The following is a 26917-nucleotide window of genomic DNA, read 5'->3' as shown; positions in this document are numbered from 1 at the left end:
AACTTATAATTTTGTCGAATCCATGTTTCTAGAGACCACGAATGTGGAAAGCCTCACTAACCGACGAGTACTTAGCACTTAGAGAAACCCTTGCAAAATACTCAGCTGAAATGATTAAAAGATATTTCCCAGAAGTATACGAAGAAGCAAGCTACGCCATCCAAGGAGGGAAACTAATTAGAGGAAGCCTCTCCTTACTAATTGCAAGAATATTATCGTCAGACATAGAAAAGGTTCTCCCAATCGCTTTTTCCATCGAGCTAATGCACGCGGCCAGCCTAATACATGACGACATAGCTGATGAGTCTGAGTCGCGGAGAGGCAGACAGAGCTTCTGGAAAAAGTATGGCTTGAAGGACGCTGTAACTTTCCCTCACATTATAATCCCAGTAGCAATAACCCTCGTGGCAGAGGCAGGAGTCGAAGCCGTCATCGAAAGCATGCTTCAATGGAGAAAAGCTGCACTGGGACAGCTCTGGGACACCAGAATACTCGAAGGAAAACAAGTCCAGGTAGCATACGAACAGCTAATCGAGTACAAGACTGCATCTGTCTTTGAAGCTTCATGTAGCCTTCCACTAATAGCACTAGGCAAAAGGGATCTAATTTCGGCAGGGAAAACTTACGGCAAGTCATTGGGGATGCTCTACCAAGTTCTTGATGACTATGCTGACATTGCCAACAATAATGTAGATAGTGGGAGCTCGCGTCTTCTTTTAATGCAGGTAAAAGAAAGAGAAGGAATCAAGAGATATGTCAAAGAACTTGTATCAAAATATTTTACAGAAATCCGTGACGCCTCTATTAAGTTACACCCTTCACTCATGGATTTCGCAGTTATGAGCATGGAAAAATTTGCGTCTGAGGCAGGCGAGAGTGTTCAGCATATCCTGCAAGAAGTAGAGGAAAAGATATTATGACACGTGGACTTAACCCTACTTTTTGGAGCGACGTAGTAACAACTCTTGAGAGATTATTTTCATCGAATGCCTATATACCTGCAAACCACGCCATGAGCTTTGGGCTCGACGAAAAGCTCAGAAACATAATCTATAGAAGTGTTAGCGGCAAGATTGTAGACATTGGGTGTGGAGACGGCACCTACTCTTTTCCATTTCTCACAAGAGCAGAAGAAGTAGTATGTGTGGATCCACTAGCCCACAAGTTTTCCTCGAAAAGTAGCGATCCACGTCTACACAGGATAAGCGGGGTTGCAGAGTATTTGCCCTTAAGAGAAAAATCTGTCGACTATGCCACCGCAATGTTTAGCTTTAGAGACTTTCTTGACAAAGCAAGGGGGCTAAGCGAGATGAAAAGGGTAGCCAGGAGGGGGGTATTACTGCTTGAAATATTTAATCCACCAGCTCTGTTCCGTCCTTTCCTATATGCATATGTTCAAGCCATAGCGCCTCTACTCGGCTACCTAGCTTCACGCGGATCAGGGAGAGGGTGGCGGCTCCTTATGCCAACCATACGGCTCATGCCTAGGCTGTCTTTCTTCCAAAAGTTAGGCGGAAAAACTCTCGCCACTGTAGGACTGGGGTCTCTAGGCGTAGTCTATCTGCCAGCCTAAAAGTACAAAATTAGCAAAAATTTTTATATATAATTTTTAAAAACAAAACCTAGGCTTCATTATGAGTGTAGAGCCTACCCAGGACAAAAAAATGCAAACAACCCGTGAAAAAATAAGGGTAAACACCATTGTAAAGCTGTACACATTGATACTTCTCGCCGAGGGCGACAAACACGGCTACGAGCTTATGCGGAGACTTGAACAAATGATAGGCGTTCCCGTCGGTCCATCACAGATCTATCCGTTCCTTAAAAGCCTTGAGAAAGCAGGCTTCCTAGTCTCAAAAGAAGCAGGATCACGAGACAAAAGAGTATACTCCTTAACCCCGCAGGGGCTAGAATTCCTGAAAGAGGTACTAGAAAACTCGTTAAACGTTATACAGACAGCCATAAAGATAATTGGAAGAGAAAAAGTCTGCCTGCCATAAAGCCTACTCCCCGAAGAGGGCACGGCAAATGTCTCATGAATCTTATAAGGCAGTTGTCATAGGCTTAGGCCCATCCGGAGCTGCCGCCCTTAAAAGGCTCAATGAGCTTGGGATAAGTGCAATCGGCATCGAAAGAAAGAAAACTCCAGAAGAACCAGCAGTATGCGGAGAATTCCTCCCCGAGCCCTCAGAAATAACTTTTATTTCCAAATACCCATCGGTTAAAAAAGCGTTTGAATATATAGGCTACACCGAGAAAACAAACATAATAAAAAGAATATTCCTAGAGTTTGAACGCTACAGAAAATACCACCTCAAAATTGGCGGCTTTACCATTAGCAGGAAAGAAATGGTAAACAAACTCATAGAGAACGCAAACGTTGTAACAGGAGACGACGTCGTAGCAATAAAACAACTTGAAAAAGGCTACCTAGTCAAGACTCGCAAGGGCAGAGAGATCCAGGCAGACTACATAGTTGCCGCTGATGGCTTCCCCTCGCTAACTAGGAGGCTTCTAGGCGACAATACAGCACTCGACCCCATAGACTATGCACTGGGAATAAACCTAAAAATGGAGGTTCCAAATTTTCCCCAAAGTGATATCTACATGTATTCTTCCAAGGATACCCCAGGAGGATATGCATGGATTATTCCAATAGGCAATGGTATGGCAAATGTCGGCATAGGAATAAGGGGCAACTATATAAAAGGAAACATCACTCCCGTGGTTTTCCTTGAGAAGTTTATAAAGGTTTTTAACAGTAGCTACCTCAGAGACGCAAAGCCCCTAGAACCCCCAAGAAGCAGATGGATCCCAGTTACCGGGTTCTATTCAACTCCAGTAATAGGCAGAACACTGTTTGTCGGAGACGCGTTGGGCGCCGTAAACCCCATCAACGGCGGCGGGATTTTCACGGCAATGGCTCTAGGCGTATTGGCAGCTGAAAGCATCTGGCTTGAAAATCTAGACGTTTACCGCGAAAGGGCATGGAATGAGATCGGAAAAATCCTGGCCATTGGGAGAAAATACAGAGCACTGGTAGACTTTCTGTATGATCACTGGGAGGTAGCCCCCGTGGCTACGAGATTTTTCCCTGAGGATTTGTTAACGAAGATAATAAAGGGAGAAGAAACCTTCATGGAAAAAATTATTTTTTCTGGAAAAGGAAGGAAAACCTCCTATCAACCTCGTTAGGGTCAAGTTTCTCGTATGCCTCGGTTGTTCCGAGATCAAACCAGAAGGCGTCCGTTATGTATCCTCCAATGCTCAGGCCCCTATTTAATAGGACTCTTATAAAGTCGCCCATAATGTCGACTTCTTTCTTTGTTTCTATAAGCTCTCTCAGATATTCAAAAGAGTTTCTCCTGAAAACGACAAGTCCAATTGTGACAGGCTTTCCAAGCGGGGGCTTCTCGACTAGATTTACTACTCTTTCTCCCTTGACTTCGGCTACTCCGACAGCAACCCTGTAATTAGTAGACAATGCGAGGGTTGCTGTGAATTGATTTTTTTCGTGGAAAGCCAAGAAATCCGCGATGTTTATGTCTGATAGTATGTCGCCATAATATACGAGTACGTTTTCTGCATTGTTGAAGTGTCCCTGTTCATAAGCATTGTAGAGGGCGCCGCCGTTCCCGCCATATGCGGGGTTGTCCCATACATATGAGATCTCTACGCCATATCTCTCCCCATTGTCAAAATAGTTCACAATTTGTTGACCCTTATAGCCCACAAGCAGGACAAGTTTCTTTAGTCCGTGATATGAAAGCAGTCTCACAATATATTCTAGAAGAGGCTTCTGTTGTGCTCCTACGGGAATCATTGCTTTTTGAAAATAATATGTTAAGGGTCTAAGCCTCTTTCCCTCTCCTCCGCAAAGAACAACTCCAACAGTTTTTTCTTTGGTGCTCATACATATAACATGGTTATTCTTATTTTTATTTTTTGCCCTGTTTTTCAAAATCCGGCTAACATCTAGATTAATAAGAGACAGTAATAGGCTTAATAAATAGACAAGTTAGGCCTTATCTTCTTGATAGCTATGTTGTACGACTTGGAAGACGAATTTTCGATTGCATCTATAAAAGCAAGGTGGGTCCTCGACTCTAGGGGAAACCCAACGGTCGAAACAGAGGTTCTGACAATTGCCCGGGGCTACGGCAAAGCCATAGTCCCCTCTGGAGCGTCGACTGGAACACATGAAGCCCTAGAACTTCGAGACGGAGGTAAAGCCTTCCACGGTAAAGGGGTCCTAAAAGCAGTAGAAAACGTCAACAAGATCATCGCGCCTGAACTGCTAGGCATGGATTCTAGGAGACAAGAAGACATTGACGGGAAAATGTTACAGATGGACGGCACTCCAAACAAGTCTAGGCTAGGAGCAAACGCAATCTTATCCGTGTCGCTGGCAGTGGCACATGCAGCGGCAGACACTTATTCGCTTCCACTCTTCCAGTATCTAGGCGGAATGAATGCATATACAATGCCTGTTCCACTAATGAACATTATTAACGGAGGAAAACACGCCGGCAATGAGCTGAAGATACAAGAGTTTCTCATAGCACCAGTCGGCGCAAAAACATTCAGTGAAGCTCTAAGAATAGGAAGCGAAGTCTACCACTCCCTCAAGGCTTACCTAAAAGACAAATATGGTCCACAAGCCATAAACATTGGAGACGAAGGTGGTTTTTCACCCCCGATGAAGAATACACGCGAAGCGCTAGATGCCCTCATAAATGCTATTAGGAATGCAGGATACGAGCCTGGAAAAGACGTAGCGCTTGCAATAGACGCAGCTGCCTCAGAGTTTTACGACGAAAAAAGAAGCCTTTACATAATTGATGGCCAGGAACTATCAAGGGAAAAAATGATTGAACTCTACGAAAAGCTTGTAGAAGAATATCCCATCGTATCCATAGAAGACCCATTACACGAAGAAGACTTTGAAGGCTTCTCCATCATAACAAGAACCCTCAAGACTCAAGTTATAGGAGACGACATCTTCGTAACAAATGTCGAGAGACTACGTAGAGGAATAGAAAACAAATCGGCCAACGCCTTGCTACTAAAGGTAAACCAGATTGGCACATTGACCGAAGCACTTGAAGCTGCTAGGCTTGCAATAAGCAACGGGTACTCTGTCGTCGTTAGCCATAGGAGCGGTGAAACAGAAGACACGACAATTTCCCACATCGCAGTCGCATTGAACACTGGACAGATCAAGACAGGTGCGCCAGCAAGAGGCGAGAGAACAGCCAAATACAATGAACTTCTCAGGATAGAGGAATATCTCGGCACAAGGGCCAAGTATCCTGGTCTAGGAGCCTTTAAACACTATAAACGCTAGACTCTTTTCGTAAACCTAAAACAAAGTTTTTTAGCTAGTACCAAGATGAAGTTGGAACGCTATGTGTAATGTGTCTGTTATTTCGAAGGAATTGATTGAGAAATGGAAACAATATGACCCTTTTGTAGGTGAGCTTGTAAACATAATTGAGAAAGACGAGGAAGTAAAAGCTCTCCTTGAAATGAGTAATATAAATGCCGTCGGTAGACTCGGCTACAATGATCATGGACCCGTCCACGCAAAAATCGTAGCTGGAACCTCACTAGAAATACTAGGCCTCCTCTTGAAGAAAAACGTCGAGCTAACAACCCTAAAGCAGGGAACAGCCAAAAATCTAGACGAAGTAAAATTTATACTCGTAATGGCAAGCTACCTGCACGACATAGGCAACTCGATACACAGGGAGTATCATGAAGCCATAGGTAGCTTGTTAGCAAAAGACATAGTTGACAGGATAATCCAAAGCATGTTTCCAAACATAGGCCCGCGGCGCTACTTCCTAAGGCAAGAAATTCTCTCCGCAATTTTTTCCACCGAAATGGAGACTAAGCCTCTAACCCTTGAGGCTAGCATCGTAAAGCTAGCAGACGGTCTAGACATGTCTGAGGGCAGAGCAAGGCTTCCATACAAAATGGGAAAGGTAGATATGCATTCCTTGTCAGCTCTCAATGTGAAACGTGTCCAGCTAACCTGCGACGAAACAGTACCAATCGTTGTAGAGGTGTTTCTGGGAGACATGGCTGGATTCTTCCAAGTAGAGAGGGTGCTTCTCCCCAAGCTTGAAAGCGGTAAACTGAAAGGAATGGTTAGAATAGATATCTTTGACTCCAAAAATAACAAAGTATTCAGCGTAGCTACGTAGATTTTTTGCAATTTAGGGCCAGACATAGCGCGCGCTTTTCTGTGCTTCGCTTCTAGGAAGAACCATAAAAAGAGTTAATTACGAGTGTCATGTTTTTTAGCGAGGTAAACATGGAGCTTCCAGCAATTGAAGGAGGCAAGCCGGTAAGGCCTTCTTTTAAAGAGTATTTTCCCAAATTAACTGATGAAGAAAAACAGCTAGTTCTTGACGTGCTGGATTCAGGGAGACTTGTATCCTCCATTGGAAAATATGTTAAACTTTTCGAGGAAGAGTTTGCTAGGTACCTAGGCGTAAGACATGCCGTTGCAACGATTAATGGGACTGCTTCGCTACATACTGCAGTGGCAAGCCTTAACATTGGTCCAGGAGACGAAGTTATTACGACCCCCTTCAGCTTCATAGCTACAGCCACATCAATCCTGCACAATAATGCTGTCCCAGTGTTTGCCGACATAGAAAAGGATAGCCTAAATCTAGACCCCGCGACAATAGAAGAGAAGATAACACCGAGGACAAAAGCCATACTCGTAGTCCACTTAGCTGGTTATCCCGCGGAGATGGATGAGATACTGAAGATAGCTCGGGAACACAACCTATATGTCATAGAGGACTGTGCCCAAGCCATTGGAAGCGAATATAGAGGCAGAAAAGTTGGAACCTTTGGAGACATAAACGCATTTAGCTTTTACCAGACAAAGAACATGACTACTGGAGAAGGTGGCATGGTAACTACAGACAAAGAAGAACTATATCGCTACGCCAAGATGTTTGTCGACCAAGGACAAGAATCTAAATACTATCACACTATTCTCGGCTGGAACTACCGCATGACCGAGCTCCAAGCAGCTTTAGGCCTCGGCCAGTTAAGGAGAATAGGCGAGTTGAACGCCGCTAGGGAGAAAATAGCACAAATATACATGGACGAGCTTTCAAGCTTAAACGGTGACCTGTTAAAGCTACCGGTCTTGAAACCCTATGTGAAGCATACATGGCACATTTTCCAAGTTCTATTAAATCTGGACAAGCTACGTGTAAACAGGGACAGAATCATAGAAGCTCTCAAGGCTGAAAATGTCTTGGTGCAGGTCGTATACCCAAGAGTAATCTATGAGAACCCACTTTTCCAAAGGCTAACAGGTTATGGCAAAGGCTGTCCATGGCTGTGTCCCTTCTACGGGAAACAAATCACTTACAAAAAGGGGTCTTCTCCAATAGCCGAACAGGTAGCCCGAAGTGTTATTACATTGCCAACGCTTCCAGGCATGACCGAAGAGGATGCCATTGACACAGCAAATGCTATAAAAAAGGTCTTGACATATTATAAACGGTGACAAAAATGAACCCTGAAGAAATTTTTAAAGCGGCGCTTGCAGAAAACAGAAAACATTTGTCTCTACTCGAAGCCTTCGAAGTCATTGAATCATATGGTCTCCCTTTAGCAAGATATATTTATATCAAAGAAGGAGATGAAATCAAAGACATAAGAGACTTGTCTTTCCCAGTAGTTCTGAAGGCAGACTCGCCCGACATTGTTCATAAGACAGAGCTGGGAGCCGTCAAAGCAAACATAAGAAGCTTGGATGAACTCAAAACTGCAATATCACAAATGAGACAAAAAATACTGGAAAAGAACCCAGCAGTCAAGATCAGGGGATACATAGTACAAGAACAGGTCTCAAACGCGCACGAGGTAATTATCGGAGGATTAAATGATGAGCAATTTGGTCCTGTTGTAGCATTCGGCCTAGGAGGAATATTTGTCGAAATACTAAAAGACGTGGTCTTTGACATTGCCCCCATAACCATAGCGCAAGCCCAAGAACTAATTCTAAAGATAAAGGGATATCAGATACTCGAAGGCTATCGGGGACTCCCAAAGGCTAACATAAAGCTATTGGCAGAAGTCCTAAGCAAAGCCTCCCAAATGTTTGCTGAAAACGCTAAATACATAAAAGAGATGGATCTAAATCCAACCTTTGTATCGTCTGAATGGGTAAAAATTGCAGATGCCAGATTCGCATTAAAATAAGCTACTTCGGATGATTTGTTATAGATTTTTCCTCTTCTTTGAATTGCCAGGAAAAAATTAAAATACGATAATTATGCTTCAAGATCGGTGATGAGACGACGGTCTCTTGAACATATGAAGAGTCTTCTCGCGACTGAAACCCTATCCAAGAACCTGACAACCCCATCCATGATTCTATATATAGGAAATAGGAAAGAGCCAGAAAAGGCAGGGTTAAACTTTAAATCAAGCATGTGACTTAAGTATACAGAGATATTCAAAGTGGGTCTAAATGTACTGGATCCCTGAAAATACAGAAAACGAGATCAAATCGATACTTAAGTCTTCCCTCTACAAGTATTTTACTGATTTGTCTGAACAAGAAGCGGAATACTTATTCAGCATTGCTTACTCCGACTTTATTAATTACGTAGCAGTTACAAGAGACTTTATCTTCGACGAGAACTATGAAGAAGAAACACTCGTAGCGATACAATATATCTATCAAAACCAGCCACTAGTTTTAAACGACATGCTTTCCGAGTGGCTCGAAGTGTGGTCCTTGAAATGGAAACAACGAGTAAAGCTAGCAGTAAAGGAGGACGAAAGCTCTAAGATAAACGAAGAAGTCGAGAAGAAGGTTCAAGGCGTGCTTCCCTCTATACCCGAATTGTATGAATGGTTTAAAAGATATGCCATAGGATCGCTAATCAGGCATGGAGAGGTTTGTTTCACTGGGCTACTCGCAGAAACAGTTGTAAAGGAGATTATCTTCAAAATACTCTCCTCCCAGGATCCGGCAGAAGCAATCCGGTTTTTGAAAGAGAACCCCGCCTTTGTTCTAAATGAGATAACGAAAAAAGTCAAGGAATTAAGTGCTTACAGGGGAAATCTCGTGATTGTTAGACTAAACCCATTGTTTTTTGAAAGCCAGAGGGGGGAGCCATTTTGAGTGAAAAACAAGAAATCAGATATCTCAAGGCTGAAATAGCAGGCATCTACCCCGTGAAGGTCGCAGAGACTGGTGGAGAGCAAACAGTTTTTCTTCTTCTATTGGAAACCCCCAAGTGGAAAGACAAAGCACTACCCATCGTGATAGGTGAGAGTGAGGGTTTTTCTATACAGAGCGCACTGTCAGGTCTCAAGTACGAGAGGCCACTCACACATGACCTAATAGTCTCTATTCTCGATGCACTAGGAGTCGAAGTCGAAAAAGTCTCTATCGACGCTCTCCTAGACAATTCAGTTTATACCGCAACACTTGTCTTGAAAAGAGAGATAAACGGCAAAACAGAAGAAATAAACATTGACACACGACCAAGCGACGGTATTGCAATAGCTGTAAGGACAGGCGCACCCATATTTGTCGCCGAGCATCTTGAGAAGTATGCAAGAAGCATGGAGGAGATAGGAATATAACATGCCAACAGAAAAAACAAATTCTTCTATCCTTGCTCGGGACAACAAGGAGCTAATCGAGCTCTACATTTCCCACCTAATAGCTAGGAATAGATCCGAGAGAACAATTAAAACATTTAAAAGCATCCTACAAGAATTTGTCGAGTTTCTAGGTGACAGGCACGTTAGCCAGGTCACTGTTTACGATATTGACTTTTTCCTGGCAACTCTAAGATCAAAGGGTTGGAAAAAAGACAGCATCTACACCGCGGCAGTTGCTGTAAAGAGGTTCCTAGAGTTTTTAGGCTTGAGTGATAACTTGGCTGGTTTCGAACTTCCTAGGAGGGAAAAAAGGTTGCCAAAATACCTAGAAGTAGAAGAAGTATTTAAGCTAGTCGATGTAGCGGAAAATCCGAGGGACCGATTAATCGTCTTGCTACTCTTCACAACAGGTCTTAGAATTAACGAGCTTGTCTCGCTGAGACTGACGGACATAGACATCGAAAAAAGGTCCATTAGGGTTAGAGGCAAAGGTGCAAAAGAAAGAATAGTCTATTTTCCCGAGTTTGTCCTCCCAATACTAAAGGAACACCTAGAAAGCATTAAAAACAGTGAGTGGCTTTTTCCCTCTGAGGCGTCCGACCATATACACTATACAACTGTGGAAAGAATCCTTAAACGTTTAAAGAAGAAGGCTGGCATAACTAAGCGTGTTACCCCACACGTACTGAGACATACCTTTGCAACTCTAAGCCTGGCCTCAGGTCTAGATATTAGGGAGATACAGGAGCTTCTAGGACATTCAAGTCTGAATACAACACAGATCTATACACACGTGTCAAGAGAGAGACTAAGAAAGGACTACGAAAGCATCTGGGAAAAAATACTCAAAGACACAAATAAGGAGTAAAAACCGAACCCTCTATACATGTACTGGAGGATCTACTCATACAGCTGAAGGCATTTCCTGTAGTTCGCTATTGAGCCTTGAAATCAAATCGCCCAGTTTTACAATCTGTGCACCTGCATAGTTCTTCATGTATTCAAGCCCCACTTTATGCCAATAGCTATCGAACGCGGCGACACATTCCTCTGGAACAATCACCGTGTATCCCCTATAGAAAGCCCCCATCACAGTCTGCAATACACAGACATGAGTATGTATACCTGTAACAATAAGATTTTTGACTCCTAGCTCTCTGAGCAACATGTCCAAGTCTGTAAACATGAAAGCATCATACCGCCTTTTAGCCACAATGTATTCGTTTTCCCGAGGGGCGAGCTCCGAAATAATCTTTGCCTCTGCTGAACCCCTCACGGCATGCGGCCCCCAAAGCCTAAACTCGTAGTCTATCTCGGGATAATGCTGATCAATAGTATAAATGACTGGTATGCCTTTTTCGCGTGCAAATGCAACAAGTTTCCTAATGGGTTCCACAATTTTTTCAGCGTTTTCAGCACGCAACCTGCCCCTAACAAACTCTTCTAACATGTCAACTACAAGAACTGCATATTCCGGCATCAATAGAAATTCTGAACTTTGGCTTATTTATGTCTTTTCTACTCTGGCCTTAACTCAACCTCTTTGGGAGTTAGCTCGTCTTTCAGGATCTTCAGTAGCCTAGCCACCCTATAACCCTTGTCCGTCAGCTTGAGTATTCTGTTTCCTGGACTTCCCTTCCTATCATCCTCTATCAGGCCCAAGTCAAGCAACCTTTTAACGTTGTTATAGATAGACGTCGTCGATAGACCTGTCTGCGGCCGTAAATCAGTTATCTTTTTCTCCCCATCCAGTAGACATAGGAGGATCAAATCGGCCTCTGTAAATATTATTCTCTTGTCCCTGTCAATGCCTTGACTACTACTCAAGACCAACACCTATACATATATACGAAAACCCCAGAAATAAAAATTAACCCCCAGCTCGCTTAAAACAATATGTCACAAATAACAATCAACGACTTTCAAAAACTAGACATCAGGGTTGGAAAAATACTATCCGCTGAACCAATCAAGCGTAGCGACAAGCTTTTACTCCTCAAGGTGGACCTTGGAACAGAGCAACGCCAAATCGTCGCAGGTATTGCACAGTACTATAAGCCAGAAGAACTTGTAGGGAAAGAAGTAGTAGTCCTAGCCAACCTCCAGCCGAGGACAATAATGGGCTTCATCTCGCAGGGAATGTTGCTGGCTGCAGTAGAAGACGACAAGCCAGTGCTACTTGTACCAGACAAGGAAGTAAAAGTAGGCTCAAAAGTATCATGAAAAGATCAAAATAGAAAAAGAAAACTTGTTTTTCTATCGTAGGCCTATCATCAAGCCACTACTAATTTTTTGGCTGTCGAGCTCACGGTAGTTCGTCAAAAGTTTCCTAATGGCTTCTCTTATTGCATCGCTCCTATTCTGGAAGTATCCTCTCTGGATCAACTCGTCCAAAGCGTCTATCAAGCCCACTGGAAGCTTCACGCTTACTATCTTTGTTATTGATGTATAGTCTCCTCTTTCCGTTATATAGAAGCTTTTAGACATTTCTGGTCTTTGCGTCATCAGTATCATTGTAGCTTACTACGTTAATAACCTGTTCAAATGAAGCCAGCATGATGTTTGTAGGACAAATTAAAATAACAAAACAAAAACGTTAATTTCTATCTCCATAAAAACATAGAGGATTAAAATGTCTAGCATGAACAGGGAAGCTTTCGAGAAAAAAGCAGCTCTCAGAAGAATGATATGGAGCAAGATGGAATCTATGGAAGTCGTGACTGCCCCTCGGCCCTGCTACGGCAAAATACCTGGATTCGTAGGTCTCCACAGCGCCACACAGAGAATAATAAAGACGGAGGCGTTTAGGACGGCAACCACGATATATACGACCCCAGACGTCTCAACAAGACTCCTCAGGGAAGAAGCACTCAGGCATGGCAAAAAACTAGTTATCTCTATCCCGGGGCTAAGAGGATATATTCTGCTAGATCCAGCAGTATTTAAGGCATCCGAAATTAGATATGTCTCTTCAATGAAGGGGGCTGTTAGGAGAGGAGAAAAAATACCGTTCCTCGAAAACATAAAGATAGACCTTGTCGTTTTAGGCAGTGTCGCTGTTAATAATGATGGAGCTCGTCTTGGCCGAGGAGACGGTTTGTATGACCTTGAATATGCTATTCTTCGAGAAACATACTCAATAACGGCGGCTACACCTATAGTTACTCTTGTCCACGACACCCAGATAATAAATGAGCCCATACCTATGCTTATTCACGATGTCCCAGTAGATATGATAGCCTCTCCATCAGGACTAATAAGGGTCAGCAGTGGCAAGTATAAGAAACCGCCTGGAATCTTCTGGGAAATGTTACCAATAGATTTTATAAAATCTACGGGTATACTTAGAAAACTTTTTGGAATCTCTTAAAGGAAGAATCAAGATTGAATTGCTCTGATGATCCCAGGATGGGAAAAGTTTAGCTTTGCAAGGCATTTTTTGCAAAAGAAAGTAGGCTTGGCATCTACATCGTAGACCGAATTGCTAAACCTCATTACGCAGTTTTCTCTGCAGTGTTCCAGGCCCAGACTGTGCCCGAATTCATGGAGAACTTCTTTTAAAATCCGCATTCTATACAGCTCCTCCGAGTATGCTTCTCCATAAAATGCAGGATTCAATCGTTCGGTAAAAACAATGCCTCCCCACTCGTTTTTGGCAACCCCGAAAACAAAGTTCAAACCCTCAACGTAGCCATCTGCCGCAATAATTACCAGGACACGCTGGGTTGGAGCAACTCCAATCTTTTCCATTAAGGCCTCTATTAGTAGTTCGGCATCTATCTGGTCCCGCTCCTCGTCTAGAAATTTAAGGACAAAGCCGGGGGTTACGTCTTTTGTATTTATTGTTATTGTGACATTGAGTACTTTCTCGATTCGGCTCTTCAGCCACAGCAATGTTTCTTCTTCAATGTTCACCCCGTATATCCTGACATGATAATCATCCACTCACACCACCGTACTACATCTGTATAAGAGAAGTCATTATCTAAAATTTCTATCCATATAAAAGAAATATGCTTACGTTCTCCTAAAAATGATGTCATTCGAAGGATTCAGCGACATACTTGACACAACAATTATACTAGCAGAGAAAAGCATCAACTTGTTGATAATTTGCTACATTATTTTCTCGCCATTTATTTTTCTGGGAAACACGACTCTAGCAATCCTTCCACCAGTCATAGCCTCCCTATTCTTTGGGGTATCTTCCCTGTATTATGTAGCAGAAATTGTGCTGGACGATTCAAGCAAAACTAATGGAAAAATTGCAGGCTTTATACCTTTATTCGCAAGTGTAAGTTTCCTTCTAAACCTCGTAATGAATTATGCTTGGGTCATAATTACAATTTACACGATTATATGCTTGACAATAATACTATTGCTAAAAACATACTCAGACAAACGAGAATTTCTCGTTCTAATGGCATATCCGAAATAGCGCTCTCTACCTATTGAACTAAAAAATTATTATAGATGGACGTCGAAAGCACCATATGTCTAACGAGTATGAAGTGCTCCCCCTTTTAATCGAGCTCGCAAAGCGGAGTTGTTTGTCAGGCCCAAAAAGGATAAGCAAGGTGGAGATACTTAAGAGTATGGGTACTACCCCTTGGAAACTGCGTAAACTGCTCGACATTGCTGAAGAGGAGGGCTACATTGAGAAAAAATATTTTGGCAGACGAGTATACTTTGCTATAACACAGAGGGGTCGCGACCTCCTCTCGAGAGTCTACGATGACCTGAGAAGAGTCCTTAACTATGCGAACGCAACGGTTCTTAGAGGACAAGTAGTGCCAGGTCTGGGGGAGGGAGCAATCTATATGAGCATACCCATGTATGTTGAAGCATTTAAGGAGATACTAGGATTTGAGCCATATCCAGGCACGCTTAATATTAGGCTTGTTGAGGAAGATATTCCTTTGAGGCAAACTCTTCGTGAAAAGAAAATTGGTTTCAGGATTAATCCATACAAAACAAATAGGGAAGAATATGGAGGAGTGACAGTCTACAAGGCTATAATCATGGGGAACGGAGTATCGATAAGTGGCGGAGCCCTGGATATTGATAAAACAAAGCACGGAGACGAAATACTCGAATTAATTGCCCCTGTACGCCTCCGTGACGAGCTTCACTTGAAAGATGGCGACACAGTTGAGGTTACTATCCTCGGCTGAATAGCTCCCTAAGTATCTCACCTCCTAATAACTTTGCTTTTCTCTTTTCATAACTAGGAATAAGTCTGCTGAGAGGACAGTAATCGTCAACCTCTACATGGCCATCCTCCGATAAGACCAAGGGATAGAGGCTACACCCTATAGGCCGCGCGGCATAAATTCTACATGTTCCATTCTTTTGGTCATAAAAGAAACATCTTCCATCAACATTTTTTAAGACGCGGAACCTGCCTTTCTTCACACTGAATTCTTCGGGATCTAGGCCAGTATATTGGGATATGCGTTTTAAATCACTTTCTAAAAGTATCATCTCTGTAGAATGGCAACATAAGCCACACTTGAAACAGTAAAGCCAAGGCCTGTGAATGATAGGAGTTTTTCTAGAGCTAGTCTCCATATAGTCTCAGCTGGAAAAAGCACTTGCCACTTGAAGTCTCCACTAACTTGTTATTGGAACTTCTAATCGGGTAGCTTTTCCACTCGCTCAAGAGATTTATGGCTTCCGAGTAAAAGAAGGGCAGTGGACATATTTCTTGCAAGGGACAAACGTTTTGTTTTGGGCTTATCGATATTTTAAGCGCGTCGTTTTCCTTCGAGTACTCGGCTGACACACCCAAATAATGGGTAGCTAGCCTTATGGCTTCATCTAGGCTCCTTTTTCCTTCCTTTGCCTTTTCTTCAAAGGCTTCCTGAGCTAAGACTCTACTGGCAATCGCTATTTGGCCAGCTGAGAGAGTTAGTTTCTGATATAGGATGCTGATGATTCTTGCCAAAAAATCCTCGGATACGCATGTCATAACTTTTTTAGCGGAGTAAAAAAGGTAAAGTTTTCGGTTACCCTCCACCAATGTGTGGAAAAACCTTTACAATGTCGCCTGGTCTAGCATAAGAATCCATCGTGGCTGGGTAGTCATTTACGACGACAACTACTTCAAAATTAAAATTTGGAGAAATTTTTCTTAGCAGGTCTCTTATTTTAACGGGCGAATCTACCTCAAAGATATGTTCGCGTCCCTTGAAAAAGTCGATTAAAAAGCCAAAAAATACTATTTTTACTTGCCCAGAGCCCATGTGACTCAGTTCGTTAATTCAATTATTTTTCCAAGGGTGCTCTCTACGTCGCCAAGCCCAAGCCTTCTCAGAGTCGAGGCTCTAGGAATACCTCTATGGTCCCAGCCCAGAAGCTCATAATAGTACCCTAAGAGTTCGTCGTATTTTTGTGGGTCTAGCCTTGCCCCCTTAAGTGGTCCACGCGTGTAAGGCCTTGTGAACCATTTGATTGGGGGATAATCCATTTTCCTATTCCATGTCCTGCCTTCTGCGTGGTATTCTCGTACCCAGTAGCTTCTTATAAGAGTCAGAGTCCTTTCGGCTACTACCATGTGATCGTCAAGCCTCCACCTTAGGCCTGTAGCAAAGTTAAACAGCTTTACATACCAGTCCAGCTCTAGGCCGAGCTCTACCCAGGGCAGTCTGCATGCCACTATGTTCTCGAAAAATCCGCCTCGTATCTTCTGCAACTCAAGAACCTTTTTGGCTTTTTCCGGAGAATAGGCAAACCTTCCATGAGAGACCTCCCACGATATAACCCATGCATCTTTATGATGTGCACCCACGCTACTAACGCCATATGAAAGCGCCATACCAGGAGCGGCGTGGCAGTCGTATGCACTGACGCTTAGACCCTTAACGTGAATAGCGCATTCCTCGCATCCATAAACGCTGGAGGCATGTACCAGTCCTTCTGCCAGGTCGTCACCAAGCTTTGTCCTCCTCAATGCTATGTCCTCAGCTAGTTCCAGAATTTTCGGAAAGTCTCCCCATTCCATCTTTTCATTTATAAATCCCTTCTGAGAAGCCTCGATCGCAAAGCCGATGGCTGAACCCAATCCAATCGTGTCTATACCCCACATATCGGCTAACCTGTTAAGCTGGGCTACCTTTTTCAGATCTCCAAGCCCAATATTGGAGCCAAGCATTGCAACGTTTTCATAGTCAAGCTCGGACTCTTCGCCGCTAGCGTCCAGTACAACGTTTCCACAAATAGAGTTACAGTTGGGGCAACCCCTCTGCGAGACTTTCATCTTTTCCATTGTGAAGCCATCTATACCGCTACTCTCGTCGAAGACTCCCTCACTAAAGTTGTAGGTGGGCAGGACGCTGTTCTCTTGGGACCATTGGATCGTAGCCATCGTTCCCTGTCTTATCCAGAAGGGATATGCCGGCTTGTTTTTGGCCTCAATATAGGCTTTGGCCGCTGTCTCCCTCAATGATTTGAGGTCGTCTACTGGCGGGTCTCTAGTGCCACGTACAACTATCGCCTTCAAGTTTTTGCTACCCATTACGGCTCCAATTCCCGGCCTGCCGCCGCTTCTACCCATCTGAGAGATTATAGTCGCCATCTTTACCTTTCGCTCTCCCGAAGGGCCAATGAGGAGAACGCCGGCATCCTTGCCATGTCTCTCCAGGAGCCTTTTCTCAGCAGTAAATGTATCTAGACCCCATAAGTCATCTGCATTGTTTATTTCTACTTTCTCGTTCTCGATATAGACATAGGAAGGCTTCTCGGATTTGCCAGAGAAAACTACTGCATCAAACCCAGCCTTCTTGAGCATTACAGCCGTCCTTGAGCCTAGATTACCATCGCCATAGCCATGTGTCAACGGGCTTTTCGCTGCAACGACAACTTTTCCAGTGCTGGGTCCAGGCAAGCCAGTAATGGGTCCTATAGCTACAATAAGGAGGTTCTCGGGTGAAAGTGGGTCGATCCCGGGGCGCGTATAGTCCCATAGGAGCCTGACAGCCAGCCCCCTCCCGCCAACGTAGCTTGATAGAAGGTTTTTGTCGATTTCTACCTGTTTCGCCTCTCTGCGGGAAAGGTCAATCCATAAAAGCTTCCCCCACCAACCTTTTGTTGTCATACATTACTAATTTGCAACTCTTGTATTTAAATTATTTTTAGAGGGAAAAGTTAATATATTACCTTGTGGATAATAAAATTCCCTTTCCTTGCGGTGGCTACCCATGAAGCTGAAAACTCGCTTGCTTCCATTTGAATCGGCGAATTTTACTGTTATACTTGACCATAATGTAGCAAAGAAGCTTGACGTCAAGCTAGGGGATCGCGTAATTGTCAGGTTTAACGGGCGTTCATTAACAGCGATCGTCAATACGGCAAAGGATTTCCCAATCGACTCCATAGGAATTTATACAAACCTGGCGAGGGTCTTAGGCATATCCGAAGGAGACGAAGTCGAGGTAGAGGCAACAAGCCCACCACTTTCCCTCCAGATAATAAGGAAAAAACTCCAAGGCCTAAAACTTGAGTCTGACGAAATCTATCTCCTGGTTAAAGATATTGTCGAGGGAAAACTAAGCGAGCTAGAACTAGCGGCATTCGTTACAGCAGTTCACTTCCAGGGAATGGTTCCCTCCGAGATCTATGACTTCACAATCTCCATGGTAAATACGGGGCAAACACTAAACCTTAAAAAGAAGCCAATACTTGACAAGCATAGTTTGGGAGGAGTGCCAGGAGACAAGACCAGTCTTTTAGTTGTTCCAATAATTGCCTCTCTAGGATACACCATACCAAAAACTTCCTCAAGGGCAATAACCTCGGCAGCTGGAACAGCAGACAGGATGGAGGTTTTAGCACCAGTGACCTTCTCGATAGAGGAAATCGAGGAAATAATACACAAAACTAACGGGTGCATCGTGTGGGGTGGTTCTCTGAATCTGGCGCCAGCAGACGACATCATAATAAGGGTTGAATACCCTTTGGGAATAGACCCCTTCTTTATACCATCCATCCTTGCAAAAAAGCTAGCCGTCGGGTCTACACACATTGTTTTAGACATCCCTACTGGGAGAGGAACAAAGGTAAAGACACTCGAGGAGGCACGAAGAATCTCACAAAGCTTCCACGAGATAGCGAAAATGCTAAACATGAATCTCCAGACAGTGGCCACATATGCAGAGGAACCCATTGGGCATGCGATAGGACCAGCCTTGGAGGCAAGAGAAGCACTTCAAGCATTAAAAACTCTTAACCCTCCAGATCTTGTAGACAAAGCTGCAAGCCTTGCAGGCACACTCTTGGAAATGGTTGGCGAAAAAGACGGCTACGAGATGGCGATAGAGGCTTTGAAGAGTGGAAAAGCTGAAAAGAAGCTTCGCGAAATCATCGAGGCACAAGGAGGGGATCCAAACATACAGCCAGAAGACATAACTCTCGGCGACAAGACATATACCTTGCATGCAAACGACTCGGGCTTCGTCTACTATATTGACAACTCTTTCCTTGCAACCCTTGGCAAAACAGCTGGAGCGCCGATAGACAAAGGGGCAGGAGTATATATTCACGTAAAACTCGGAGAGAAGGTCAAGAAAGGACAACCACTTATAACTATCTATTCATCGAGCAGTGCAAAGCTACAACTCGTCGAGAAGCTCATAGAAGAAAACACACCCATCCTCGTGGGTAGAACAGCTGGAAGAAGAATGCTATTAGAGAAAATACAATACCAGCCAACCAGACTAGTGCCCCTCGAAAGATAAACAAGCTTTTAAGACAGAAAATCTACAAAGAGCATGGTGAATTATTTGAGCGAATTCGTAAAACTCTTTGCAAACAACTTGACAAACTGGATAGAAGCGCAGAAAACGTTCCTCGACACTGTAACAAGCATGGAAAAAGACCTTGAAACTTCAGATAGACTGGAACTAATACTTGCCACGAGGACGGCCTTTAACCACATGATAAAGACAATCGAAGCTTTCGACAAATGGCTCCAGGACCCATTCATCGTGGGACATATGCCCCGAGAAATGTTGCTAGAAGTCCAAAAGAACGTCTGGGAAATCCTCAAGAAACTACTAGAGCTAGACATCAAACACACTGCTGCCTTCAGAGACATGTTGCTAAACCTCTCCGAGACGGGTAAAATAAACCCACTATTCTTTGTCCCAAGAGAGCAACAACAGAGAGTTGAAGAAAGATTCCGCGTAAGCTACTAATCTGCCGGTGAAACATTTGACTATAAGCGATTTATTAATGGCCTTCTTCCAGAGAGGAAAACTCCTCGAAATAAATAATGAAGTTTCGCCAGACTTCGAGATACCATGGCTATCCATTGAGCTTGCGAAGCATTTTGACCATGCTCTACTATACAGCAAAGTCTCAGGAAAAACACCCAGAGTTCTGACGAACGTATTTTACAAGAAAATCCATTTAGCTCTCAACGCCGGGTCCGAGGAACAAATAATAAATCGGGCATCGAGAGTGGTAAGCCTAATTGAACCTCTCTCCCCTATTCAGAAAGACAAACTTCATCTACTTGCATCCCTAGCGTGGATAGCAGACTACTATCCAGATGTAAAAGAGTTCCAAAGCTCCACGATTAGGGTTCTCCAAGGCTACGACCTAGACCTCACATTAATTCCGGCATTAAAGCACAGTTCTCAAGAGGAGTATCCTGTAATGACCAATCCACTTATAATCGCCACTTTGGATAGCATAGACGAGACGGAAATTACAGTTCAAAGGGTTCAAGTAGTAGACGAAAAAACAATGTTGCTACACGTACCCAGGAATTCCAGAATACAACACTTAATAGAGGAAGCATCAAGGCGAGGAAAACCCTTAAAGATTGCTGTTGTTCTTGGAGCACCAGCAAGTATATATCCTCCAGCATTTCTCTCCTGGCTGTCCTTTACAGAAAAACTACTGCTCGCTGGCGTGATTTCTGAAACCAAACTAGCAACGACCAAGCTAGAAGACAACATATACGTCCCCTTTTCGTTCCAAACAACTGTTATAGGCGAGATTGTCCCAGGAGACGAGCGCCCAGAAGGAAAAATGCTCTACGAAAATGGAGACATACTAGGTGGGACACCAATGCCAGTCATTCATGCTAAAAAGATCCTGATGGAAAGCAATCCAATAATATACTACTCAACAATTCATCCGACACAAAGCGACATAGCAGAGCTGTTTAGGCTCGTTGAGAAAATATTCCTACTTAACTACAAAAACCTGCTTCCAAATGTAATAGACCTAACATTTCTCGGCAACGACGCGTTTAGAACCGTGGTGGCAAAAGTTAACACATTCAAAAGGGAAAAACTAATTAATACAGGTATAAATCTTCTCTCTCTTTCAAAAACCCTAAACCCATATACAGACACGATTATTCTTGTTGGACCAAACACAAACATACACAATCACCTCCAGCTCCTCAAGACAATCATTGAAAACGTTGACCCAGACAAAGACGTCATAAAAATACCTCAGCAAGACTATGAAACCTTCCCGAGAAGAAGTGGAAGAGGAAGTCTAATAATCTTTGCGACAAGCCAAAAAGAAGGTGAAAAACCCGAAAGCGTAGACTCGTACCTTGAACCAACGTCCAGAAGCCTTAAAATCTTCGGCGAGATTCTTGACAAGCTTGCTAAACAGTCGACCTGACATAGCGACATATAAGGCAGAGAGCCTCCCCGCCCCTCAACTTTCCAGCCTCAACCTCTTTGATGATTTCTTTTATTTTCTCCGAGAAGCCAGGTATATTCTCAAATTTCCCCCTATACACTCCTCTTTGCTCGTTCAGATATCTACTTACACTTGACTGACTGATTCCAAGCAACTTTGCTATCTGAGCCTGCGACTTTTTTTCCTCACGATAAAGGTACTCGACCAGGAGACCTCTAACAGCTGGCAACCATTCTTTGCTAATTTCCTCGCATGGAGCCTTAAACCTAGACACCTTGCATCTAGGAATTACCTATGACACTGTCAAATAAAAACATTTCCATAGGTTGGTCTCTTCCGATTGAAGTTACCTATGGGAAAACTAAGAAAATTAAAAAAATCTCTTTTTAAAAATGGTCTCTTTTATTAATTGGAATAAAAAATCTCTTTTTAGAAACTACGGCAAAAAAGATTATCTTTTCACAAAAAGAGAAAAATTGAAGCGTAAGGAATATATACCTCTCATGTGAAAAAGTTATTGGCGACAAATATGCCAGAAAAAATAACAGCATACTGTGTTAAATGCCGCAAAACCGTTGAGATGAAGAACCCACAGCAAGTAACTCTCAAGAACGGAAGGCTCGCCTACAAGGGCACCTGCCCCAACTGTGGCACAACAGTCTACAGGTTCGTAGGCCGCGTAAAACAGTAAACAACTAGCACTAGGAGCACTAGAGCGAACCAAAACAAAATATTTTTTTCTTTTATTTCTTCTTTGAAGACAAAAATATATTTCCTATTATCACCAACTTAACCAAGCCTCAGGGTGTCAGAATGAGTAATGTTTCGGAGCTGGTTGAAAAGATTTCAGGTGCAGTTCCAGGTTTTACGGGCTATAAAGCCAACACGTTTTTCCAAGATGATAAGCTGGTACGTAAAAGATTGCTATCTTTGGTTGATGAAGCCCGTATAAGGGTGGAGAGAATATCGGCATTTGTCAAACAGAAAAACGTCTCTGTTGGACTGAGGCTTGATGATCTCCGTATCGAGCTCCTGAAGGTTGCCCAGCTATTGAAGAGGTACTCCTATACCTCGGACACAAATAAATTGCCAAGCGTAAACGAGGAACTGGTCCCAAAAATCCTCGAAGAAGATGCTCAGCTATTAACCTATACCTCTAGAATGTTCGAAAAAGTGATAATTCTAAGCCCTACACTGGAACCCAAAGAGCTTTTAGAAAAAGTCAACGAGGCAATAACTCTAGTCAATGATATTGAGTCTCTTCTACGCGAAAGGGAAAACTTGATTCTCAAGGCCCTAACAGCCACGCAAAAACAGTGATAAAGCTCAGCCTCTAGTGTATTCATCAACTATTTCAGGCGTCTCTTCCCTCATCACATCCAAAAAGTGAATTATATTTTCCACCCTGATATATCTTTCTTCTGGAAAATAAACACCCTTATGAAGGCCGCTATAAGCACTGAAAACCAAAGTGGAGAATAAACAAACAGATACAACAAAAAATTTACTAAGTGCACCTGGAAGCCCAGTTTTACTGAAATCGGCAACACTAATAACGAGTATAACACTAGGAGAACAAGAAATACGAAAATGAATGGTGGAAGGAGCGAAGTAAACATTTCGAAGATCGTCATTATTGGTATCACCGGGGCGATCAGACCTCCAAACAGGGAGAGAACAAAAGGGAGAGTTTTAACAAGTGGGGTATCGCTCGCAAAAAACATTGAAGCAAAAAAGATGCTTCCCGGAAACATAGCGAAAAGAGCGGCCAGGCTTTCTTCTACATTGTGCCTGTTTCCTGCATAGGCAAAATGAAACAAGTGCTCTCTGATCCACAGCCACGCCCCCACAGACCATCGCATCCGCTGATTTAGCCATTCCCTTATGCTGTGAGGAGAATAAACAATAACTTCGGTGTCAAATATGTATTTGAAAGGATAGCCTGTAAAGTAGCTTCTAAATCCTATGTCCATGTCTTCCAGTATACAGTTCTTGAATCCTCCAAGATCCTTGATGGCTTTCCTGGTGAGAGCCATTGCTGCACCGTTTAGGCCGGCGCATCTTTTTACATGCTTCTCGAAAATATAGCTGGCAACGCCGAAAGAGACGTAGTCGTAATATACTAGACGGCTAAGAAAACTGTCTATGTGTATCTTTTTCTTTATTTCTGCGATATCAAATTTTTCCATCCAGCGGTTTATCTTTTCAAGGAAAAACTCGTCTCTAATTTCCACGTCATTGTCTAAAAATACTAATACATCGCCCCTGGCCAATCCTATGGCTGTATTCAGGGCGCTAACTTTTCCCCTACGCACATGTGAAACGTCAAACCTAACGTTTCTACCCCTATATTCTTCAATTAGAGTGCTAATGATTTTGTCTGCAGGCTCATCTATCATTACAATTATTTCATAAGGGAAACTCGTCTTCTGACGGGAAAGCTGGCTTAGTAGGCTTGGCAACATTTTTGCCTCTCGATACACCGTTATTATTACACTGAGTTTCGGGTGTGACACAGCCAGCTCCTATATGTGCTCGATACCGCCATCTCTAAATATTTTTACACCTGGGCCAACAATGCTTCCAGCCTTTATCCTGCCTCTGGGAGCGAGGAACACGCCCAACTTCTGCTTTTCATAAAGAATACCCTGCAAAGGCAAAGGCCGTAAAACTCTTCTATCACTAGGAAGGTCACTGATAACAGTTGTTCTCGGCTCTGCTACACTCTGTGGCCCCAGAACACTGTCCGTGATTAACGAAAAACTTCCAGCAGTGGCCTTTTCCTGTAAAATGCTTCTCTTAACTTCTGTATGTGCTCCGACAACACTGCCCTCCTCTAAAGATGTGAATTCCCTGACAAATGCGCCCTTGCCTACGAGGGCCCCTCTTCCTATATAGGCTGGTCCCCTGATCACGGCATAATGATCTATAAAAGCATAATCTTCAACTTTTACGCACCCCTCAAGAACGGCGAGAGGCGAAACCTTTGCACGGGGACTAATAACAGTCTTACAGTCAGTTCCAAGGACTTCGTACAATGCACTTATTAGATCCCAAGGATAATCAACGGAGACCCACGAGCCGCTCCATAGGGCAATCTCTATCCCCATTCTCTCGATAAGGTAATTCATTGCCTCGTAGAAATTGTTTCCGTCATTTAATAGGTCAATGGTTTGTCTCGGCAAAATAAATACTCCGCCAAGAACAAAACTCGTGTCAATTGCTTCTCCATGTGCTTTCTCAGGAGAAATAACTTTCTTTAAGGATTTACCGGACACATATGCTACACCGTAGCTAGTTATTTCGGGTCTAGGGATAACGAGGGCTACAGGTCTCTGTGTCTCTTCATGTGTTTTTATCATGAGCTTGAATGCGTCAGCTGGAGCAATTACGTCTCCATAAGCTACGAGAAACCACTCTTCACTCGCCTCATCTATAACCTGTCTCAGAGCCTCTTCGAGACTACTCCCTTTCTGGATTACTAGGTCTACTTTATCCTGGAGTTTTCTAGCAGTGAGAGATTTCTGAACCTCTTCTTGTGGCATATCCCTATCTATGACAAGCAAGGATCTTCCACCAGAAACGTCTAGAAGACTCTTGAGGGAATAAAGGAATATAGGATTTCCCGCAACCTTTAAAAGGAACTTATGGTGTCCCTCGTTTAAAGGAAGCATCCGTCTCGGATTACCTGCTGCCAGAACAACGGGCAACATTTTATTCCACCGTAACTGTTTTTGCAAGATTTCTAGGCTTGTCCGGGTCATAACCTTTTTCCACGGCGGTGTAGTATGCAAGTAGCTGTAAAGGAACAACGCCTAAAATAGGAGTTAAAAACTCGTTGCTGGAGGGCAGGATCGCTGTCCTGTCAAAGAGCTCCCGTAGCTCCGAGTCCTTTGGAATTATTCCTATTGTATGTGCACCTCTAGCTTTCATCTCTTCAACGTTTCCATGAAGACGCTTTTCGAGCGATTTCTCAATTGAGACAAAAACTACTGGGAAATTCTTCTCGACAAGTGCTATAGGGCCGTGTTTGCTTTCCCCAGCTGGATACCCCTCGGCATGTATATAAGCTATTTCCTTCAGTTTCAAGGCCCCCTCAAGTGCTATAGGTACACCAAGTCCCCTGCTCAAGTAATAAGCACTGGCCTTCTTTGCCATGAAATTGGACAGCTCCTTGCTCCATCCACTATACAAATTAATTGTCTTTTCAACGAGTGAGGGCAACTCTTTAAGTGATGAATTGATTTCTTTTAATTCATTTTCACCTATTTTTCCTGTATGGTGCGAAATAAGAATGGAAAGCCAAGTCAAAGCAGTTAGCTGGACGGTAAATGTTTTTGTTGCTGCTACGCCTATTTCGGGTCCAGCCTTCATGTATATCTGACGGTCACTTTCCCTGGCAATCACACTGCCAATAACATTTGTTAGGGACACGACTTTTGCACCCTTCTGTTTGAAGGCCCTAAGAGCAGCCAGTGTATCAATAGTCTCACCACTCTGCGACACAGCTAGGAGAACATCATCTTCGCTAGCTACATGAGCGTAGACTTCGTATTCAGAAGAGATAAAAGGTATAACTTTCTGGGAGGAGAGCTTCATCGTGAGGAGCGCGAAGTAGAGTGATGCATGAAAACTTGTCCCAGCCGCTGTAACAAAAATGTTTTTTCCATTGACCAGCATCTCCGCGCCTTTTTCATAGTCTATGCCAAAGCCACGAATAGTCTCACCTATTACGAGTGGTTGTTCATGGATTTCTTTTAGCATAAAGTGAGGGAACCCCTCTTTCCTTGCCTGTTCAGCTGTCCATGGGACGACTAATATCCTGCTGGAAACATCTATCGGTTTGCCCTCTATTGTTTCCATGTAAACACTTCCACTATCAATGTAGCCAAGCTCGCCGTCATTAAGCACGATAACCTTGTTTGTAAAATCGAGAAAGGCCGGTATATCGGAAGCAACAAACATGACATCTTTGCCAAGACCTATAACGAGGGGCGAATGCTTTCTGGCAAAAAAGATCTTTCCAGGAGCCATGACCGAAACCACAGCTAAAGCATAGCTACCAGAAAGAGAACGAACTGTTCTTCGAAACACGTCGAAAAAGTCAGAATTATTTCTTGCATTTTCCTCAAGCAAGTGAGCTATAACTTCTGTATCAGTGGAACTCCTGAAAACATGACCTTTAGCGATGAGCATCTTTTTGAGCTCCATATAGTTTTCAATAATACCATTATGGACAACGGCAATTCTACCTTCACAATCCGTGTGGGGATGAGCGTTCTCATCAGTTGGAGGACCATGAGTAGCCCAACGTGTATGACCTATTCCTACATTTCCCTCCAGGCACCTTAAACACTTTGCCTCATCTACTGAGTCTATTTTGCCTGCGCCTTTACGAATAAGAATGCCATGCTTTCCAACAATAGCTACACCCACGCTGTCGTAGCCTCTATATTCCAATTTTTTTAGACAGTCGACTATCAGTGGTCCAACATTTCTATTTGAAGATGCTATCCCAACTATCCCGCACATGCAGGCAACAATAGTTTTCCCACATTAATTAAGATAATCTTCCAACTTTGTACATGCATATGGC

General features: G+C 43.3%; 33 protein-coding genes. 20 read left to right on the top strand and 13 right to left on the bottom strand.

All coding sequences use genetic code 11. From position 1 onward, the window contains the following. Positions 1-41 precede the first annotated feature (41 nt). The 4 genes from N186_RS01460 to N186_RS01445 all read left to right on the top strand — a co-directional run bounded on the left by N186_RS01460 (position 42) and on the right by N186_RS01445 (position 3195). Positions 42-920, top strand: coding sequence for a polyprenyl synthetase family protein (locus N186_RS01460; RefSeq protein WP_020961996.1), 879 nt, complete (start codon positions 42-44; stop codon positions 918-920). After that, positions 917-1573, top strand: a complete 657-nt coding sequence (locus N186_RS01455) for a class I SAM-dependent methyltransferase (protein ID WP_148681956.1) — start codon at positions 917-919, stop codon at positions 1571-1573. Before N186_RS01460 ends, N186_RS01455 begins: the two co-directional genes overlap by 4 nt. Positions 1574-1634: 61 nt before the next feature. Continuing rightward, the gene (locus N186_RS01450; protein WP_020961994.1) at positions 1635-2000 is read left to right on the top strand and encodes a PadR family transcriptional regulator; all 366 of its coding nucleotides are present in this window, start codon (positions 1635-1637) and stop codon (positions 1998-2000) included. 28 nt (positions 2001-2028) lie between these two features. Continuing rightward, entirely contained in the window at positions 2029-3195 is a 1167-nt protein-coding gene (locus tag N186_RS01445) for an NAD(P)/FAD-dependent oxidoreductase (protein ID WP_052885496.1), read from the top strand. Here the strand turns inward: N186_RS01445 and N186_RS01440 are convergent. Continuing rightward, positions 3149-3913 carry a nucleotidyltransferase family protein gene (locus N186_RS01440; protein ID WP_020961992.1) on the bottom strand — a complete coding sequence of 255 codons (765 nt, stop codon included), beginning with the start codon at positions 3911-3913 and terminating at the stop codon, positions 3149-3151. The two genes, N186_RS01445 and N186_RS01440, sit on opposite strands and share 47 nt — an antisense overlap. Positions 3914-4054: 141 nt before the next feature. On the opposite strand from N186_RS01440, the gene eno reads away from it, so the two are divergent. From eno to xerA, 7 genes are all read left to right on the top strand, one after another. Continuing rightward, positions 4055-5347, top strand: a complete 1293-nt coding sequence (eno, locus tag N186_RS01435) for a phosphopyruvate hydratase (protein WP_052885614.1) — start codon at positions 4055-4057, stop codon at positions 5345-5347. Positions 5348-5408: 61 nt separating this feature from the next. Continuing rightward, entirely contained in the window at positions 5409-6209 is an 801-nt protein-coding gene (locus N186_RS01430; RefSeq protein WP_020961990.1) for an HD domain-containing protein, read from the top strand. 89 nt (positions 6210-6298) lie between these two features. Next, positions 6299-7540 (top strand): DegT/DnrJ/EryC1/StrS family aminotransferase, encoded by a 1242-nt coding sequence (locus tag N186_RS01425; protein WP_240366745.1) that lies wholly within the window; start codon positions 6299-6301, stop codon positions 7538-7540. A gap of 5 nt (positions 7541-7545) precedes the next feature. Continuing rightward, positions 7546-8238: an acetate--CoA ligase family protein gene (locus N186_RS01420; protein ID WP_148681955.1), complete on the top strand. Its 693-nt coding sequence runs from the start codon at positions 7546-7548 to the stop codon at positions 8236-8238. 271 nt (positions 8239-8509) lie between these two features. Beyond that, positions 8510-9169: a hypothetical protein gene (locus N186_RS01415; protein ID WP_020961987.1), complete on the top strand. Its 660-nt coding sequence runs from the start codon at positions 8510-8512 to the stop codon at positions 9167-9169. Further along, on the top strand, positions 9166-9636 hold the full coding sequence (locus tag N186_RS01410; RefSeq protein WP_020961986.1) for a bifunctional nuclease family protein: 471 nt from the start codon (positions 9166-9168) through the stop codon (positions 9634-9636). The genes N186_RS01415 and N186_RS01410 overlap by 4 nt, the downstream gene beginning before the upstream one ends. A 1-nt stretch (position 9637) precedes the next feature. Next, positions 9638-10525: a site-specific tyrosine recombinase/integron integrase gene (xerA, locus tag N186_RS01405; RefSeq protein WP_020961985.1), complete on the top strand. Its 888-nt coding sequence runs from the start codon at positions 9638-9640 to the stop codon at positions 10523-10525. Between the two features lie 36 nt (positions 10526-10561). Here xerA and N186_RS01400 read toward each other — a convergent pair whose 3' ends face one another. Then, positions 10562-11137, bottom strand: a complete 576-nt coding sequence (locus N186_RS01400) for a cysteine hydrolase family protein (protein WP_020961984.1) — start codon at positions 11135-11137, stop codon at positions 10562-10564. Positions 11138-11175: 38 nt separating this feature from the next. Then, on the bottom strand, positions 11176-11484 hold the full coding sequence (locus tag N186_RS01395; RefSeq protein ID WP_187147036.1) for a winged helix DNA-binding protein: 309 nt from the start codon (positions 11482-11484) through the stop codon (positions 11176-11178). 69 nt (positions 11485-11553) lie between these two features. On the opposite strand from N186_RS01395, the gene metG reads away from it, so the two are divergent. After that, on the top strand, positions 11554-11880 hold the full coding sequence (gene metG, locus N186_RS01390) for a methionine--tRNA ligase subunit beta (RefSeq protein ID WP_020961982.1): 327 nt from the start codon (positions 11554-11556) through the stop codon (positions 11878-11880). A gap of 33 nt (positions 11881-11913) precedes the next feature. Here the strand turns inward: metG and N186_RS01385 are convergent, their stop codons facing one another. Next, complete coding sequence (locus tag N186_RS01385; protein WP_052887056.1) at positions 11914-12162, bottom strand: ribbon-helix-helix domain-containing protein; 249 nt, start codon at positions 12160-12162, stop codon at positions 11914-11916. Positions 12163-12289: 127 nt separating this feature from the next. Between N186_RS01385 and N186_RS01380 the strand changes: the two genes are divergently transcribed. Beyond that, positions 12290-13027: a 5-formyltetrahydrofolate cyclo-ligase gene (locus N186_RS01380; RefSeq protein WP_020961980.1), complete on the top strand. Its 738-nt coding sequence runs from the start codon at positions 12290-12292 to the stop codon at positions 13025-13027. A gap of 8 nt (positions 13028-13035) precedes the next feature. On the opposite strand, the gene N186_RS01375 is transcribed toward N186_RS01380, so the two are convergent. Beyond that, positions 13036-13602, bottom strand: coding sequence for an archaemetzincin family Zn-dependent metalloprotease (locus N186_RS01375; RefSeq protein ID WP_052885494.1), 567 nt, complete (start codon positions 13600-13602; stop codon positions 13036-13038). An 88-nt stretch (positions 13603-13690) separates the two neighbouring features. Here N186_RS01375 and N186_RS01370 point away from each other — a divergent pair, with 88 nt between their 5' ends. Further along, positions 13691-14095 (top strand): hypothetical protein, encoded by a 405-nt coding sequence (locus tag N186_RS01370; RefSeq protein ID WP_020961978.1) that lies wholly within the window; start codon positions 13691-13693, stop codon positions 14093-14095. Between the two features lie 55 nt (positions 14096-14150). After that, positions 14151-14831, top strand: coding sequence for a DUF120 domain-containing protein (locus N186_RS01365; RefSeq protein WP_020961977.1), 681 nt, complete (start codon positions 14151-14153; stop codon positions 14829-14831). Here the strand turns inward: N186_RS01365 and N186_RS09900 are convergent. From N186_RS09900 to N186_RS01345, 4 genes are all read right to left on the bottom strand, one after another. Next, the gene (locus tag N186_RS09900; RefSeq protein WP_020961976.1) at positions 14818-15141 is read right to left on the bottom strand and encodes a YkgJ family cysteine cluster protein; all 324 of its coding nucleotides are present in this window, start codon (positions 15139-15141) and stop codon (positions 14818-14820) included. The two genes, N186_RS01365 and N186_RS09900, sit on opposite strands and share 14 nt — an antisense overlap. Before the next feature lie 76 nt (positions 15142-15217). After that, positions 15218-15628 carry a hypothetical protein gene (locus tag N186_RS01355; protein WP_020961975.1) on the bottom strand — a complete coding sequence of 137 codons (411 nt, stop codon included), beginning with the start codon at positions 15626-15628 and terminating at the stop codon, positions 15218-15220. 37 nt (positions 15629-15665) lie between these two features. Further along, positions 15666-15902 (bottom strand): MoaD/ThiS family protein, encoded by a 237-nt coding sequence (locus N186_RS01350; RefSeq protein WP_020961974.1) that lies wholly within the window; start codon positions 15900-15902, stop codon positions 15666-15668. A gap of 5 nt (positions 15903-15907) precedes the next feature. Beyond that, positions 15908-17752, bottom strand: a complete 1845-nt coding sequence (locus N186_RS01345; RefSeq protein WP_020961973.1) for an aldehyde ferredoxin oxidoreductase family protein — start codon at positions 17750-17752, stop codon at positions 15908-15910. A 103-nt stretch (positions 17753-17855) separates the two neighbouring features. Between N186_RS01345 and N186_RS01340 the strand changes: the two genes are divergently transcribed. From N186_RS01340 to N186_RS01330, 3 genes are read left to right on the top strand one after another with little or no spacing between them, the layout of a single operon-like run. Continuing rightward, complete coding sequence (locus N186_RS01340; protein WP_020961972.1) at positions 17856-19391, top strand: AMP phosphorylase; 1536 nt, start codon at positions 17856-17858, stop codon at positions 19389-19391. A gap of 45 nt (positions 19392-19436) precedes the next feature. Beyond that, complete coding sequence (locus N186_RS01335; protein ID WP_240366744.1) at positions 19437-19850, top strand: DUF2153 domain-containing protein; 414 nt, start codon at positions 19437-19439, stop codon at positions 19848-19850. A 16-nt stretch (positions 19851-19866) separates the two neighbouring features. Continuing rightward, the gene (locus tag N186_RS01330) at positions 19867-21300 is read left to right on the top strand and encodes a UbiD family decarboxylase (RefSeq protein ID WP_148681953.1); all 1434 of its coding nucleotides are present in this window, start codon (positions 19867-19869) and stop codon (positions 21298-21300) included. Here the strand turns inward: N186_RS01330 and N186_RS01325 are convergent. Further along, positions 21284-21595: a transcriptional regulator gene (locus N186_RS01325; RefSeq protein WP_020961969.1), complete on the bottom strand. Its 312-nt coding sequence runs from the start codon at positions 21593-21595 to the stop codon at positions 21284-21286. The two genes, N186_RS01330 and N186_RS01325, sit on opposite strands and share 17 nt — an antisense overlap. Positions 21596-21850: 255 nt before the next feature. Between N186_RS01325 and N186_RS09645 the strand changes: the two genes are divergently transcribed. After that, a complete protein-coding gene (locus tag N186_RS09645) occupies positions 21851-22012 on the top strand; it encodes a DUF5679 domain-containing protein (RefSeq protein ID WP_020961967.1) in 162 nt (53 codons plus the stop codon). A gap of 122 nt (positions 22013-22134) precedes the next feature. Continuing rightward, on the top strand, positions 22135-22641 hold the full coding sequence (locus N186_RS01320; RefSeq protein ID WP_020961966.1) for a hypothetical protein: 507 nt from the start codon (positions 22135-22137) through the stop codon (positions 22639-22641). A gap of 71 nt (positions 22642-22712) precedes the next feature. Here N186_RS01320 and N186_RS01315 read toward each other — a convergent pair whose 3' ends face one another. Genes N186_RS01315 through glmS form a run of 3 tightly spaced genes read right to left on the bottom strand, consistent with a single transcriptional unit; the run spans position 22713 to position 26853 of the window. Further along, positions 22713-23837, bottom strand: a complete 1125-nt coding sequence (locus N186_RS01315) for a glycosyltransferase family 2 protein (protein ID WP_148681951.1) — start codon at positions 23835-23837, stop codon at positions 22713-22715. A gap of 9 nt (positions 23838-23846) precedes the next feature. Then, positions 23847-25034: a nucleotidyltransferase family protein gene (locus N186_RS01310; RefSeq protein WP_187147035.1), complete on the bottom strand. Its 1188-nt coding sequence runs from the start codon at positions 25032-25034 to the stop codon at positions 23847-23849. A 1-nt stretch (position 25035) separates the two neighbouring features. Beyond that, entirely contained in the window at positions 25036-26853 is a 1818-nt protein-coding gene (gene glmS / locus N186_RS01305) for a glutamine--fructose-6-phosphate transaminase (isomerizing) (RefSeq protein WP_020961963.1), read from the bottom strand. Between the last annotated feature and the right edge of the window lie 64 nt (positions 26854-26917).

It is taken from the genome of Thermofilum adornatum, from assembly GCF_000446015.1.
Taxonomy (GTDB): Archaea; Thermoproteota; Thermoprotei; order Thermofilales; family Thermofilaceae; genus Thermofilum; species Thermofilum adornatum.
The sequence above is the reverse complement of the archived record's forward strand: the minus strand, read 5'-3'. Positions and strand labels throughout refer to the sequence as shown.